Source organism: Nostoc sp. DedQUE05, from assembly GCF_034530955.1.
GTDB lineage: Bacteria > Cyanobacteriota > Cyanobacteriia > Cyanobacteriales > Nostocaceae > Nostoc.
In genome coordinates, this window is sequence record NZ_JAVRCB010000040.1 from 68,876 (window position 1) to 83,826 (window position 14,951).

Annotated in this window: 11 protein-coding genes; 7 read left to right on the forward strand and 4 right to left on the reverse strand. The window is 41.9% G+C overall.

Annotated elements, in window-relative coordinates:
- Positions 1 to 366: 366 nt before the first annotated feature.
- Entirely contained in the window at positions 367 to 2,277 is a 1,911-nt protein-coding gene (locus RMZ42_RS25715) for a serine/threonine protein kinase (protein WP_322674074.1), read from the reverse strand.
- Between the two features lie 403 nt (positions 2,278 to 2,680).
- Between RMZ42_RS25715 and RMZ42_RS25720 the strand changes: the two genes are divergently transcribed.
- The 3 genes from RMZ42_RS25720 to RMZ42_RS25730 all read left to right on the forward strand — a co-directional run bounded on the left by RMZ42_RS25720 (position 2,681) and on the right by RMZ42_RS25730 (position 6,644).
- Complete coding sequence (locus tag RMZ42_RS25720) at positions 2,681 to 3,112, forward strand: EamA family transporter (RefSeq protein WP_322674075.1); 432 nt, start codon at positions 2,681 to 2,683, stop codon at positions 3,110 to 3,112.
- Between the two features lie 269 nt (positions 3,113 to 3,381).
- Positions 3,382 to 4,656, forward strand: coding sequence for a DUF4255 domain-containing protein (locus tag RMZ42_RS25725; RefSeq protein ID WP_322674076.1), 1,275 nt, complete (start codon positions 3,382 to 3,384; stop codon positions 4,654 to 4,656).
- Positions 4,653 to 6,644, forward strand: coding sequence for an ATP-binding protein (locus RMZ42_RS25730; protein ID WP_322674077.1), 1,992 nt, complete (start codon positions 4,653 to 4,655; stop codon positions 6,642 to 6,644). Before RMZ42_RS25725 ends, RMZ42_RS25730 begins: the two co-directional genes overlap by 4 nt.
- Positions 6,645 to 6,764: 120 nt before the next feature.
- Here RMZ42_RS25730 and RMZ42_RS25735 read toward each other — a convergent pair whose 3' ends face one another.
- A complete protein-coding gene (locus RMZ42_RS25735; RefSeq protein ID WP_322674078.1) occupies positions 6,765 to 7,475 on the reverse strand; it encodes a Uma2 family endonuclease in 711 nt (236 codons plus the stop codon).
- 200 nt (positions 7,476 to 7,675) lie between these two features.
- Between RMZ42_RS25735 and RMZ42_RS25740 the strand changes: the two genes are divergently transcribed.
- Positions 7,676 to 9,574 carry an eCIS core domain-containing protein gene (locus RMZ42_RS25740; protein ID WP_322674079.1) on the forward strand — a complete coding sequence of 633 codons (1,899 nt, stop codon included), beginning with the start codon at positions 7,676 to 7,678 and terminating at the stop codon, positions 9,572 to 9,574.
- Between the two features lie 9 nt (positions 9,575 to 9,583).
- Positions 9,584 to 10,192, forward strand: a complete 609-nt coding sequence (locus RMZ42_RS25745; protein ID WP_322674080.1) for an ankyrin repeat domain-containing protein — start codon at positions 9,584 to 9,586, stop codon at positions 10,190 to 10,192.
- Positions 10,193 to 10,396: 204 nt separating this feature from the next.
- Here the strand turns inward: RMZ42_RS25745 and RMZ42_RS25750 are convergent, their stop codons facing one another.
- Positions 10,397 to 12,793 (reverse strand): NB-ARC domain-containing protein, encoded by a 2,397-nt coding sequence (locus RMZ42_RS25750; RefSeq protein ID WP_322674081.1) that lies wholly within the window; start codon positions 12,791 to 12,793, stop codon positions 10,397 to 10,399.
- 178 nt (positions 12,794 to 12,971) lie between these two features.
- Here RMZ42_RS25750 and RMZ42_RS25755 point away from each other — a divergent pair, with 178 nt between their 5' ends.
- Complete coding sequence (locus RMZ42_RS25755; RefSeq protein ID WP_322674082.1) at positions 12,972 to 13,652, forward strand: Uma2 family endonuclease; 681 nt, start codon at positions 12,972 to 12,974, stop codon at positions 13,650 to 13,652.
- Positions 13,653 to 13,696: 44 nt separating this feature from the next.
- Positions 13,697 to 14,389: a hypothetical protein gene (locus RMZ42_RS25760; RefSeq protein ID WP_322674083.1), complete on the forward strand. Its 693-nt coding sequence runs from the start codon at positions 13,697 to 13,699 to the stop codon at positions 14,387 to 14,389.
- 265 nt (positions 14,390 to 14,654) lie between these two features.
- On the opposite strand, the gene RMZ42_RS25765 is transcribed toward RMZ42_RS25760, so the two are convergent.
- Positions 14,655 to 14,867 carry a hypothetical protein gene (locus RMZ42_RS25765; RefSeq protein WP_322674084.1) on the reverse strand — a complete coding sequence of 71 codons (213 nt, stop codon included), beginning with the start codon at positions 14,865 to 14,867 and terminating at the stop codon, positions 14,655 to 14,657.
- Positions 14,868 to 14,951: the final 84 nt, after the last annotated feature.

Genomic DNA, 14,951 nt, shown 5'->3' on the forward strand with positions numbered 1-14,951 from the left:
GCTTGATTGCTTATTAAACCCGAAGAACCCCACCCCGCCAAAGCTGTGCTTTGTCTCCCCTCCCCGCAGGCGGGGAGGGGTTGGGGGTGGGGTTCTTTTATTATGGGTAATTTGGCGAACATGATATCATTTGTGTTTACTAAGGACAAAGGACAACCTCTCCTGAAGGAGACGCTGCGCGAACACCAGTTGATGTGCTTTTCTTTTTGCGTAACAGCTTAGTTAAGGAATGTCGTTTGTAACCACGATCGGGGCACAGCAAGGCTTGTGCCCCAATGATATTATGTCTGCCAGTTATATATACAGCGTATTTCAGGTAAATGAAGTACACGGGTAGGGGCATATGTTGCGCCCCGCCGATTAGTTCTAAATGGGCCGATCGCTGTTAGGTAAATTTTGCTGGTTGCTTGGCTGTTTACCAGATTGCAATTGGGTATATATATAGGTTACTACGGCTAAAGTTAGCCCAATAGCCAACACCACGCCTACGATTCGCAAGAAATTGGGAGTAATTCTCGTAGTTAGCTGCTCACTTAGCCTTGGTTGGTAAATAGTATCATCCGTTCGTGTTTGTGTTCTGCTTTGATTAGACGCAGGTCGTGGCTGATACAACGTCACATCTGGTTGCACTGGCGGTCTACTTTGATTCGATCCTGGTCGCGGCTGAAACAACGTCTTATCTGGTGGAACTGGTGGTCTATTTTGATTAGATCCTGGTCGTGGTTGAAACAACGTTTTGTCTGCTGGTACTTGTTGACCACCTTGATTAGATCCTGGTCGTGGTTGAAACAACGTCTTATCTGCTGGTACTTGTTGACCACCTCGATTAGATCCTGGTCGTGGTTGATATAACGTCACATCAGGTTTGCTGGTGTTCGGATTATTCACAGGATTCTGTTGATTTTGCTCAACTGGGTTAAATGGTCTGGGAACGGTTTCGTGATTTGAGCCTTGGTTGTGTCCCGCCTGAATGGGAGGAACGATTGGATCAGATTGGTTTTGTTTAATCGGGTCAAATGGTCTGGGAACGGTTTCGTGATTTGAGCCTTGCTTGTAAGCAGATGGAGGACGAATAACAGTATCGTCGTTTGATTGTCTGGGAACTGTTTCGTGGTTTGAACCTTGATTGAAACCAGATGGAGGACGAATAACAGTATCGTCGTTTGATTGTCTGGGAACCGTTTCGTGATTTGAACCTTGATTGAAACCAGATGGAGGACGAATAACAGTATCGTCGTTTGATTGTCTGGGAACCGTTTCGTGATTTGAGCCAAGATTTGAAGAAGGTTGCGATCGCCCAGTAAGTTCTCCGGGTACGCTAGATTCGGTGGCAAATTTGGCAGCAGCTTGCAAAGCTTGATTTAGTTCTTCTACCGTTGCAAATCGGTTGGCTGGGTTTTTTTGGAGACATTTCATCACCACGGCTTCTAATTGTTCGGGTAAATGCTCACACCCTGGTTGCTCGCGCAGTGGTTTTGCTGGCTCATAAGCATGAGCTAATACCCAAGAAGCCTCACTCACATGACTACCCTTAATGCTGATTCCAAAGGGGTCGGCTGCACTCAGCATTTCATAAAGGATAATCCCTAAGCTGTAAATATCACCTCTAGCATCCAGGTTGCGATCGCTTTGGATTTGTTCGGGAGGTGCGTAACGAAATGTACCGATAAATGTACTAGTTATATTTGTAATATTGGAATTTTCTGAAGATTCACTACGAATTTTGGCAACACCAAAATCCAAAACCTTTACCCATTCTCCCAAATCTGTGGGCATCAAAAATATATTATCTGGCTTCAGGTCGCGATGAACTACCTGAATATGTTCAGTGGTTTTGCCGCCATCCCGTTGGAGAGTCACTCCTTGATGAGCAAGCTGTAAACCCTTACAAACTTGCGCCATAATCTTCACCGTCCGCTCAACAGACAGCCGCTTTTCGCGCAGCAGTAATTGCCTGAGCGTTTGTCCCCGTAAATATTCCATGACATAAAATGGAAAACCTTCTGGGGTTACACCACAATCACTAATCTTCACAATGTGGTCGCTTTGCAAAGCAGCACAAACTGCCACCTCCCGCTCAAAACGCTTTCTCATTTCCAGTGATGCCACTAGCGTATCTTTGAGCAACTTCAACGCTACCTGCTGACCAACACGGGTATCCGTTGCTAGGAAGACTTCTCCCATGCCACCCCCGCCCAACCGTCTGTCTAAACGGTATCGCTGGTTATCACCGACGAAGCGACCATTCCAAGAATTTGAAGAAGGTGGGGATTTCATCTGGGGCAACCCATCCTAGTTACTTTAAGTGTTAACTTTATTCAGAGATAATACTAGTATTACAAATATGATTGCTTCATAACTTAGATGAATATTAGTAATATATACTACTAGTAGTTATCTAATTATACTCAGCTTAACATATTAGTAAGTTAAAGTAATATGATAAATTTGATAAAATGTTTAAACTTTAGACCTAATAGCAGTTGAAATTTGTTCCTGATATTAAGTTAGCGCGAGTTGCCGAGAATCGTCTGCTTCAGTAGTACTGAGTGACTAAAAGAGTAAAACCGTAGAGCGCAAACTACGAACTTAGCAAGTCAAACTTTACAGACAAGTAATTGAATTTAACACTCTGATTAAATTACACTGCTAATTTTGACTAGCAAATCAGGAGGCTAAGATGGAAAGCAACACCACAACATGGTGGATATATGCATTATTGTCAGCTGGCTTTGCAGCATTGACAACTATCTTTGCCAAAATTGGGATAGAAAATGTGAATGCTAATTTAGCAACAGCAATCCGAACTGTGGTCATTTTGGTAGTTGCTTGGGGGATTGTATTTTTTCAGGGAAACGTAGTTAATATCTTAGCTATACCCCAAAAAACCATGATTTTCTTATTATTATCTGGAGTATCTACAGGGTTATCATGGATTTTTTACTTCCAAGCCTTACAAGCAGGAAAAGCTTCCCTTGTTGCACCAATTGATAAATCAAGCTTGGTATTAGTTTTATTATTTTCAGTCATTTTTTTGGGAGAAACATTAAGCTGGAAGATCCTTTTAGGAACTGGGTTAGTAGTCATCGGCACTTTAGTTTTAATCATTTAAAATCTTAATTAAGCTCTACTCGCTCCCAAATTAAGAATTAGGTTTTCTTTATCCGGCAAAACCCTAGCTTTTTGACAAATACTTTTTTCACATCACAGATTATCGATGAAGTGAAAAAAGTAAAACTACTGTCCCATAAAGGTTTAAGTTGAAGCGTTCGTGCTGATAGTCTTGGCGACAACAGGACTTAAAGTTTTGCAAAATAGATTATTCTATTAATGTACTCTGGCGTACATGATTAATATGTGCTATTGCCATGAGGAATCAGGATGAGTAATGTGCTATCTATAGCCGCAGTGACAGCAGTACTAAAAGTATTGCTGGAAAATGGTTTAGTCAGCGATCCGATCGCTGCTAGTGTTGGTGATGTGATTGTAACTGCCCTACCGCCCGATCGAATTTCAGTTGAAGCTGACGAGCGTGCCCAAATCAACCTTTTTCTCTATCAAGTGACGCAGAACCGCAATGTCGATTGGGTATCTCAAGAATTTCGCAGCAGGCACTCACGGATTAATGGAAACCCACGCTCTCCAATTCCACCACTAGCTCTCGATCTCCACTACTTACTCACAGCCTACGGAGCTAAAGATTTTCAGGCAGAGCTTTTACTCGGCTATGCAATGCATTTATTACACAAAACACCAGCGATCGCATCTGATATTATTGAAAATACTTTGATAAATGCGTCTACAACCAATACCTCAAGTGCTTTTTCGCAAGCTGTAGCAAGTGTGTCTGTATCCGATTTAGCTGAACAAATTGGGCAGATCAAACTGACTCCAGAGTTTTTTAACATGGAAGAAACTTCTAAGTTATGGTCTGCTTTACAAACACACTATCGACCTTCAGCTACCTATTTAGCATCAATGGTATTGATTGAAAGTAGTAAATCTGACAAAGAAGAAGGTTTCTACATGATGCCCTTGTCTCAACCGAATATAGAGCAAGTTATAGCTTCAACAAAAACCGAACAAATGATTGTTGCAGGTACAAAAATAGTAATTCGTGGTAAACGGTTACGCGGTGAAATCACACGAGTTCGTTTTAGTAATACGGAAACATTACTAGTACCCCAAGAAGTCAAAGAAACGCAAATCAGCTTATTAGTCCCGCCAGATTTATACGCCAGCGTTCAGGGTGTCCAAGTTGTACATTTAACAATGGGCAATGCAGAGCAAACGAATCATCTAGTTGAATCAAACGTGGCGGCTTTTGTCTTACATCCAACAATTACAGCATTCGTTACTCAAGTAGAAAATAGCGGTGAGAATTTACGCGCCGCAGAAATTACTGTTAAATTCCAGCCGAAAGTAGGTAAAGAACAGCGAGTAGTTTTGCTACTCAATCAGGTATCAAGTGAGAATCCGGTAGCTTACTCTTTTTTGGCTGCACCACCTACCCAAGACACTGATGCGATCGCGATTCCGGTCAAAAATGTTAAACCCGGAACTTATATTGTCCGCGTGCAAGTAGATGGCGCCGAAAGTCCACTTCACAAAAATCAGTTAGGGGAATATGATTCGCCACAGGTGACAATTTTATGAATGCTACGACAATTAATCACAATTGGGATGAGGCAAACTACCGCTACCTATCAGCAGCTCTAGCTATAGTGCGTGGTATTTTGGAAAATCACACGGCAAAAGAGCAAAACCAACCTGAAGAGAACCACCAAGAGCATTTACAGCAAGCGTTACAGGAAGCTGCTGCTGCTATGCCTGCACCATCGGCATTGGAGAGAGTCTGCAAAATGTTTCGCCTCTCATCCTTTGAACGTGATTTGTTGCTGTTGTGTGCAGGTATGGAATTAAATGGATATTTTGCCAAACTGTGTGCCATCGTTCACGACGATTCACAACGAGCTTACCCAACTTTGGGTTTAGCTTTGGCAGCTTTACCCGATGTCCACTGGGATGCGATCGCTCCAAATGCTCCCTTACGTTATTGGCGGTTAATTCAAATTGGTGATGGTCATGCCCTAACTCTTAGTCCCTTGAGAATTGACGAGCGAATTTTACATTATCTCACGGGTATTCAATATCTTGACGAACGGCTAGCTGGTATCATTGAGCCATTACCAGAGGTTAGCGATTTAGTACCTTCGCATCAAGATTTAGCAGAGCGAATCGCAGCAGTTTGGTCGCAAGCTTACAAGGTTAATAGCTTGCCAATCGTCCAGTTATCTGGTGGTGAAACTGCCAGTAAACGTGCCATTGCCGCCACAGTTTGTCAGCTTCAGGGTTTAAGCTTGTGGATAATGCCTGCACAAGTCATTCCTTTAGCACCTGGGGAGTTGGATAATCTCATTCGCCTGTGGACTCGCGAGACGATTTTAAGTACGAGTGCCTTACTGATAGACTGCAACGAACTGGATACTAATGATACAGCGCGGCTGAATGCGATCGCTCGTTTCATCGAACGCACAAACGGCTTTTTAATAGTCACGAGTCGGGAACGGATCGGCTTATCACAACGCCTAATAGTTAATTTTGACGTACATCAACCAACTAGCAAAGAACAAAGTGCAGTTTGGCAAGATGCATTAGGGGCGAGTGCATCGCAAATGAATGGGCAAGTCAAAACCTTAGTGGATCAGTTTAATCTCAGTGCTGCAACCATTCGCGCTGCTTGTGCAGAAGCCGTAGGACAATTAGCACAAACACCAGAAACTGATATAACTAGCATTTTATGGGATGCCTGCCGCGTGCAAGCACGTCCGCGCTTAGATGAACTCGCCCAACGGATTGAGCCATCAGGTGATTGGGATGATTTAGTATTGCCAGAGGCACAGAAACAAGTTCTCCGGGAAATTGCGGCTCATGTACGGCAACGTAGTACTGTATATAATAATTGGGGTTTTGGGGGCAAGAGTGCGCGGGGATTGGGAATCAGCGCTTTATTTGCAGGTAGTAGCGGTACTGGTAAAACTTTGGGAGCAGAAGTGCTGGCCCATAAATTACGCCTCGATCTCTATCGGATTGACCTATCATCGGTAGTCAGCAAATATATTGGTGAGACAGAGAAGAATTTGCGCCGAGTATTTGATGCCGCAGAACAAGGTGGAGTGATTTTGTTATTTGATGAAGCCGATGCTTTATTTGGTAAACGCAGTGAAGTTAAAGATGCCCGCGATCGCTATGCCAATATTGAAGTTAGCTATCTATTGCAACGGATGGAAAGCTACCCAGGTTTAGCAGTATTGACTACTAACTTGAAGAGTGCAATTGATACAGCCTTTCTGCGGCGGATTCGCTTTGTGGTGCAGTTCCCCTTCCCTGATACAACACAACGAGCCGAAATTTGGCGGCGTGTCTTTCCAGCCGAAACCCCAACCGCAGATTTAGATGCTCTGCAATTAGCACGACTCAATGTCGCTGGGGGTAATATCCGTAACATCGCCTTAAATGCCGCTTTCCTCGCTGCCGATGCTGGGGAACCAGTGCAGATGAAACACGTATTGCGGGCGGCTCAAACAGAATATAGTAAGTTAGAGAAACCCTTGACTGATGCGGAAGTTGGCGGCTGGATGTAATTTTGCAATTTTGACCTTATACCAATTTGAAAAATGATTGCGACAGATGGATTCACACCAAGCCAGACGCACGAAAGCAATTCCAAATCTAAAATCTAAAATCCAAAATCTAAAATGATATTACTCTGGTAATTCACCAAATCTTTCCCGATAGCGAGCAAGCATAGACTCCATTTGAGCAAGTTGCTGCTCGGCTTGTTGACGCTGTTGCTGTTCTTGGTGTGCTACTTCTTCTGGCGTAGGGGTTAGTTGTCCATCGGGAGTGAAAAAGCGCAACTTCGATTGATAAACTCCCAAATATAACTGCAATTGCTGACTCCATAACCAACCAGCTTCATTTGCTTGCAGTTCTTGATAACGACCATCTAGTAAATGAAATCCTTTAAATTCTAAACTTACCGGGTCAAACCAAAAATAATCAGGAGTCCGCCAAATATCCTGATAGATTTCCTTTTTCAACCCTCTATCAGTAGCAGCTGTTTTGTCAGAAAGAATCTCTACAATCACATTTGGGTATTTGCCATCTTCTTCCCAAACTACCCAGCTTTTGCGTGTTTTGCGTTGGGTATTTAAAACTACAAAGAAATCGGGGCCTCTAAATTGCTCAGACTTGCGTTGACGCGGACTGTAATAAATCGTCATGTTACCGCAAGCGTAGAAATCTTGACGCTCCTGCCACAACCATTCCAAACACTGAATCAACAGCAGTATTTGCCGCAAGTGAAGTTCTGTTTCCAAAGGTGGTTCATCACTGTATAAATCACCAGGAGGAAATATAACATCTTCTGGTGTGTCTTCTAAAATTATTCCTAAATCTTGAGCAGAAGACATAATAATTTCTCGTTTGACAAGATAAATCTAACTTAACCCAATTCATTCACCTGCAAAAGCGATCGCCCCAGCTTTCTAGAATTATAAATCTCGCTCACACAAAACACCTGCTGGCACAAAATAATTTCTACTTAAGTCGATAGCGATCGCCACGAAGCAAATTGTATAATTTGATTCAAAAATATGCTTGAGGATGTGAGATGAGCGAGCGAATTGGGCGCAACAAATCAGCCGCATCAACTTTTACAAATCCATCACTTGCCTCCCCAGGTATTCCCACACTGGCGAATCCAATACGCGGCTTTGGCTCACAAATCAATACTCTCCCGCCCCAAACAGTAACTGAGGTAGCACCAGACTTTCAAGAAGTTCAATCTGCCCAAGAGCAATTATTGGAACCAGAAGTCATCAAAGAAAAGCCCCAGACTCACGACATTAGTCGCATATCCTTGCATCGTCTCCAGGCAAAACTCACAGTTGGAGAACCGCACGATCAGTATGAACAACAAGCAGATTGGGTGGCCAATCAAGTGATGCGAATGGTTCCTAACCTACAGCCTATCCAAGATTCCTTGCAGCGAAAATGTGGGGTCTGTGAGCAGGAACAAGAAGAACTGCAAACCAAGCGATCGCTACAACGTTATACCGATGGCAGCTTGCAGGCTGGGGATAATATTGAAAGTCGGTTGAATAGTAGTAAAGGAGGCGGTACTACTTTACCAGATGACGTGCGCTCCTTTATGGAACCCCGCTTTGGTTATGATTTTAGCCAGGTGCGGGTGCATACTGGTGATGAAGCAGTCCAGATGAACCAAGAGTTGGGCGCACAGGCGTTTACACATGGTAGTGATGTTTACTTTGGAGCCGGGAAGTATCCAGGTAATAATGAGTTGACTGCCCATGAATTGACCCATATAGTGCAGCAATCAGGAGCTATAGAAAGAAAATGCACTACCTGCCAGGAAGAAGATGAGCAAGTTAGAAGAAAAGAAGATGAGGAAATCTTACCTGATACTTCTTCCAATGGTGATACATCACAGTCCTCCAACAGCACCGCAAAACTTTTAGATTTGATTGCCCGTTTAGAAAAACTGCATACTCATTCGGACAAACAAATAGAGTCGCAGGCAAGTACTGAGTCTACCGACAATCAGCCTTTGCAAAAAGAAGGTCAGCAGCATTTGGATATTTTGTCTCATGGTTTACAGCAACTACGAGCAGCTGCTTCCAGTGATGACGAAACTTTGAAACTGCGGGTTCTTGCAGCGTTTACCCCATCTGCTATGCAAACAGCCCAGACAAAGGCATCAAATCAAGTCCAAACAGCTTCTGGGTCGTCTTTGGAGTCAAGTTCGACTGCCAGTATACAGCGTGCGCCAGTCGGTATTGCCACCAAATCTCTAACAATTAGTTCACAGCAGAATGCCACAGAAATCGAAGCAGACCAAGTTGCAAAAGCAGTAACTTCTGGCAAATCAGTTGCAGTCAGTCAACGTTCTCCAGAGGAGAAAATTAATCGCTTTGCAGGAGGAGAAGAACTCATTGCTTTGGGAACTGGGTTACTTGTAGCAGATGCCGAAGCTGCACCCGTCGAAGTAGCAACAGGCCCTCCCGGTTGGGCGATCGGATTAGGTATTGCTGTTGCTGCTGTAGTCATTATTGGCGTTGGTATTGCTATCTCTTCTGATACTGATACCCCAGCAACTCCAGAACCGGAAGCTAAACCAGTTCCACAACCTTTGCCAGTACCAGTGCCTATACCTCGGCGTTATCCAAACCAGACGTGTGAGGATTCGGTACTTGATACATTGCAACAAGAGATGCACGCTTTTTGCGATAAGATTGGGGGTGAAAGTTGTAGCCCCAGCAAAGTAAGTCCAAAGAAGCTAGCGCGGCGACCCTGCTCAGAGATTCGTCAACGCATTCAGGCAGTGCAGGAATGTATGCGTCTCAGAGAAAATATCCAAGATAAGTGTTTTGGTGGTCAACCCGATCAAGCGCATAAGGATGTTATTGAACAACTTAAAAGTGGACTTCAACATTGCTTGAATCTTGAAAAGGTCAACTGTGCACCAGGTCATCCAATGGCAAATCTTTGAATTATGTTAATGGATCTCTTTCAAGCGATCGAAAATCAGAATTTAGACTGCATCGCAGAATTACTGTCACACGGAGCCGATCCAAACAGTCTTCGCCCAGAATTTCCACGATGGACACCCCTACATGAAGCAATTGAGCAACTTGAAGATGGTGGTGAGATCGAATCTTTAGTTCTGTTACTTCGGCATGATGCATCCGTTGATACTTGGGATGCTGACCATGATTCTACACCACTGCTGATGGCACTTTTCCGTGGGCAAATAGAAGCTGTTCGCTTGTTGCTGGCTGCTGGTGCAGATCCAAACGTTGTTGGTAGCGAGGGTGACTCACCATTACGCTGGTGCGTTGAACAAGGGGACTACAACACAGCAGCAATGTTACTTCGTTGTGGAGCAACCAAAACGCTCAATGATGCTGGCGGTAGCAGTGGAATGACAGCACTTGGGCAAGCCGCAAAACGGCTTGATTTAAAAATGATTGAACTTCTCTTACAAGCAGGAGCAGATCCAGAAGTTTATGATGCTGATAAGTTTACTGCATATCGACGGTTGCCGCCACGGAACGAAGCAAAAGATGATGCTGTGTGGGTTGCAGCAGAGGCACTGCTAATGCGCTGACTGCGATCGCACGAAGCCCAACCACTAGAAATGGAGGGTATTTTTGTACTTTATTAACTTGCAATCTGCTGTAAATTTTGGAAGAAAAATAGCAGTAGTGTCTACTTCTATAACATTAATTATTTTGGCAGTTATAGCTCAAAGACTCAAAACTCAATTTGAGGATTCCTACACTCGCCATGAATAAATTGGTGTTGTACTATGTCACTCAATTACTGTGGCAAAAATTTGAAACCGCAAGTTGGAAACTTTTTCAACTTGTTTTGGTGCTTTGATTTCAGTAAATAGCTGAATCGCTCGATCGAAATTTATTTGACTTTCATCAGGCTTCAACATCTTTTGATTAGTTAAACCCAATTTAAAATAAGCTTCAGCCAGATCGCATTTAGCGCCTATTTTATCCAAAAGTTCGATTGCTTCTGTATGCTTAACAAGAGCTAATGCAAAATCTGTTTTTTGTCGATGGATTTCTGCTAAACCATTGAGTGTTTTTGCTTTTACCTGCATATAATGACTTTCTTCAGCAAAAGTAAAAGCTTGCTGGAATATCTGATTTGCCTGAGAAAATTCACCTAAATTGACGTATGTTTGACCCAAAATTTGCATGAAATAGACAAATCTCCCAGTTTGTTCTACCAGTTTTTCCTTCGTAATATTTTGATAAGCTACATCTGCTAATTGATATGAAGAATCGCGCAAACCTAAATAAGAATACACCAAAGCTAAACAAACTGAAGCTTTCTCTGCCCAGCGATGATGCTCGGTATTTTGAGCTAAATAAATTACTTTTTGAAATAACTTTGCGGCTGCCTCTAGTTCCCACAAATCTATTTGATAAAGACCAATACTTAATAAAGAATCTACCTCTAGCATTCTCAGATAGTAAACTGTATGTTTATTCTCTAGCTGAGGTACAAGTGATTTGAGTGCTTGGGTTGCGAGTGTAATAGTCTTTTCTTGACAAGCGATCGCTTGACTAATTTTACCTGTTATCCAATATAAATCACCTAATATATTATAAAGTTCGCTGAGATTTTGGTCATTTTCTATATTGTTAACAACTCGCTCAATTGCCGCAAGTATTGGTTGAATTAAACCCATCCGATACAATGTGCTACCAAGAGGTAAAAACTGCTGCCATTGATTATTTCGGCTTTTTAAAATGACCTTACCCGCCAACTCAAATTCATGAATTTCTATATAGTGATAATATGCTTCTAGAGCTTGCAAAGCATCTTTAAAGGTTTCAATTTGTTTAACACTAATTGTCCAAAATACTGCGGCTTTGTGGTTGGCAATTTGCCATTCATCGGTGAGGCGTAAACGTGCGATCGCTTCTTTTTGAATCACCGGATGCAGCCAGTATTCACCTTTATCGCACTCCACCAAAGATCGATTTCTCAAGGAGGCGATGATTTGGCGATGTTGATCGGCTGGAACATCCCACAGTAAACAAAACAATCCTTGTGATGAAATGCTGGGTATATCTTGGTAACGATAACATCCTAAACGGCAAAGGAGGCGATATGCTTGGGGATCGAGAGCTTGCAAACGATTGATTTGACTAACGGCTAAATTTTTTAAGTCGGTTGCGGCTAACGGATCGGCATGATTTTCTTGCCAATAAAGAACCATGTCACCGTCAAAATCTTCCTGAATCGAACCGCAGAGAATTCCCATTGCTTTAGCATTACCGCCATAAGTGCGATGCATGATTTGCAAAGTTGGTGTGTTGATATTTAACCCACGATTGCTAAAAAACTGTTGCCATGCGCTTTCATCCAAACCAGGAAGCCGATAGTGATTCACATTTAACCCAGGTTCACAAAGGCGATCGCGACTAGTAATCAAGGTAACAGATTGCACCCTGGCATCAGCCAACACTCGCAATAGTTCTACATAGTTGCGGTGAGAAGCAATCAACCCACCTTGTCGATCTAATGCAGGTTCGAGATTATCAATTAACACCCCAATGCGCCGATTGTGGAGTTGGCGCTTGAGTCGCGCTAAAGTTACCCCAAATTCTACCCCAGGTTCTTCGTCAAAATCTTGTTTAAGCCATTCCTCTACAACTCGTTCGGCGGGGGTGATGTTTTGCGTTTCCTTCGCCATCAGTAGTTCCAAAACCAAATCAAACCCCTGATGGAGATATTGCTGCGCTAGAGTAGTTTTGCCTAAACCGCCTTCACCTTGGATCACAATCACTTTCGAGCCTTGATTTACCAAAGTATTTAAGTGAGCGATCGCTTCTGTTCGTCCAATAAAATTGGTATCCTCTAATTTTGGGGTAGGTTGGGGCGATCGCGAGTAATCGATCAGACTTGATGATATAGCAGTAGTTTTTCTCAGAACTCGCTCTAAAGTAGCGCGACAATTACTTTTGGTTATCTTTTCTCGCAGTACTTTAGAAAGCAGCTTCCATAACTGAGAACCAGCATCCTTAGCGTGTCCTTCCGTACAACCGTAAGCATGAGCGATATCCAAGTATTTTCTACCCAACCAAACTTGCACAAGAATCACTTTTTGCAAATCGCTCAACCGTTCCCCAGTCTGAGGAGGAATTATGGCGTCTAACCATGCTAATGCTGCTTCAGCGTCCATTGGGTAACGACAAGGATAGTTCAGATTTTAAGGACAACTATAAATTACTTTACAGTTATGTTGCTGGAGTTTTTGGATAAGATTCTGTAAACCCGACTTTTTTCCCGACTTTTCAGAATAAAGCTTTCTCATCTAATAAAATAAAGGTCATTAGGTCATCTCAGCACCATCATTACTTATGGTGAAATCAGACCCCCGTCAATTGCCTAGCAGTGCTGAACTTCCTTGTTCAGACGATACCCCTGTGGATAACGAAGATCAGAACTTTATTCCCAACTTGCTTCTCTTCTTGCTGCAATATATTTGGGCAAACCGTAATGACTGGTTTTTCAGCGTGGATATGGGCGTTTACCATACCACAGGGGTTAGTCCACTTGTGCCGATTGTACCAGACGGATTTTTGAGCTTAGGTGTAGAACGCCGCAAGTCAGATAAATCTCGTAAAAGCTATGTTGTCTGGGAAGAAAACAACATTGTGCCTATCCTGGCTTTAGAAATTGTCTCTTTAACTCCGGGTGGAGAATACGACAAAAAATTAGACATTTATGCCAAGTTAGGGGTACTGTACTACATTATTTATAATCCAGAGTATTGGCAACGCGATCGCCATCAACCTTTTGAAGTTTATCGTTTAGTAGATGGTAGTTATCAATTGCAAATTGGTGAACCCTTTTGGATGCCAGAAATTGCTTTGGGAATTGGTAGAGGGCAATACGTATCTGGCAATATCCAGCGTCAGGTTTTGTATTGGTATGACCAACAAGGAAATCGCTATCTGACACCAGAAGAACAGTTAGAATTAGCACAAAAACAACTTGAGCGTTATCGTCAGCAATTTGGGGAATTGCCAGAGGATTAAATTATTACAAAAGGATTTTTATAGCTTCAAAAAAACTTCCGATAATGGATACGAGCAATTGGTTATTAAATACTTTAATATACTATCGTAAAATAGAGTTTTTTACTCAGTATCAAGATTTTTCAAATTATCAATTAGTAGATGAAATTAAAAAATTAGCCAAAAAACGTTATTCAAATACCTACGAGCGTTTTTTTGATGAACGAAACGATTGGTTTGTCGTAAATTTAGATATACAAAGAGTATTGGAAATAGATTTTGGTTTAATTTATGGAGATTACTGTGGAATAGAGTCCATAAATGACAGTATAAGGCAACTACTAAGCGTTGCTGAGATATCTAGAGGATTTTTTGCACCTAATAAAGTTACAAGTTACTATATCAATGAATGTCACGGAAAAATTTACTCAGAAAAAGATTTATTTAAATATTTTGATAGTTTACCTCCAGATGAAAATATACATCGCTATTACAAAAATATAGTAGATTTTGAAATAGATGGTTTTAGACATTTGATTGTTGGGAGTTACGATCCATCATTAACAGCATTTCAAATAAATAAAATAATTATCAACACAGGTTATCAATTTTATTTGGGTGAATTTGGCGATCCTACACCGATGCTTTTACTCAATCAAGAAGAAACGCAAAAGTTGCAGCAAGAAAGAGGCTTGAGAGTTGATGTAATTAGACGTAGTGGAGACACATCTTGGTTAAATTTACCTAGTAATCTTTAGCTAATTTTAGCTATTAGCCTCTAGATACCTTTGGGAGCAGATTGCCACAAGGTACTTTAGTTCTAGAATTCTAGAATCAATTAGCAGCTATTCGACTTTTTACCCACTTTTCCAACTGAATCACATAAAACTGCCGACTTCAGCCGACTGACAAAAGGAAGTGCGATCGCTTAGGCTATTGGACAAAGTTTTGTACGGTGTGTTATTCTCTCACATCACAAACTAACCTTAATAACTTTCATTCTCCCCGTCTATAAGCTTCAATTTATGCCGCTATTTCTTCATCAGTGAAGGAATTATTTGCGTGTATTGCTTGTATTTCTTGGAATAATTTTTTTAATTCTTCTGCTAAAGTAACCTTTTGATTATCCTCTGTCAAAATAATCACCTCAACTCTCTGCCCTGCTTTAAATGGTAAATCAGATAATACTAACTCCTTTGGATCTGCAATAGTGATATATGTTTTATAAGCGTTCATGATTTATATTGTTACTCAACTTTTATCTACCTAGGACTTACGCATTGACAAGGTTGCCAAGAAGTGAATTCAGGGAAAACAAGG

What these genes read in the sequence shown, in the direction of transcription:
- RMZ42_RS25715 (WP_322674074.1), bottom strand. Translation starts at nt 2,277, where the DNA reads ATGAAATCCCCACCTTCTTCAAATTCTTGGAATGGTCGCTTCGTCGGT.
- RMZ42_RS25720 (WP_322674075.1), top strand. Translation starts at nt 2,681, where the DNA reads ATGGAAAGCAACACCACAACATGGTGGATATATGCATTATTGTCAGCT.
- RMZ42_RS25725 (WP_322674076.1), top strand. Translation starts at nt 3,382, where the DNA reads ATGAGTAATGTGCTATCTATAGCCGCAGTGACAGCAGTACTAAAAGTA.
- RMZ42_RS25730 (WP_322674077.1), top strand. Translation starts at nt 4,653, where the DNA reads ATGAATGCTACGACAATTAATCACAATTGGGATGAGGCAAACTACCGC.
- RMZ42_RS25735 (WP_322674078.1), bottom strand. Translation starts at nt 7,475, where the DNA reads ATGTCTTCTGCTCAAGATTTAGGAATAATTTTAGAAGACACACCAGAA.
- RMZ42_RS25740 (WP_322674079.1), top strand. Translation starts at nt 7,676, where the DNA reads ATGAGCGAGCGAATTGGGCGCAACAAATCAGCCGCATCAACTTTTACA.
- RMZ42_RS25745 (WP_322674080.1), top strand. Translation starts at nt 9,584, where the DNA reads ATGGATCTCTTTCAAGCGATCGAAAATCAGAATTTAGACTGCATCGCA.
- RMZ42_RS25750 (WP_322674081.1), bottom strand. Translation starts at nt 12,793, where the DNA reads ATGGACGCTGAAGCAGCATTAGCATGGTTAGACGCCATAATTCCTCCT.
- RMZ42_RS25755 (WP_322674082.1), top strand. Translation starts at nt 12,972, where the DNA reads ATGGTGAAATCAGACCCCCGTCAATTGCCTAGCAGTGCTGAACTTCCT.
- RMZ42_RS25760 (WP_322674083.1), top strand. Translation starts at nt 13,697, where the DNA reads ATGGATACGAGCAATTGGTTATTAAATACTTTAATATACTATCGTAAA.
- RMZ42_RS25765 (WP_322674084.1), bottom strand. Translation starts at nt 14,867, where the DNA reads ATGAACGCTTATAAAACATATATCACTATTGCAGATCCAAAGGAGTTA.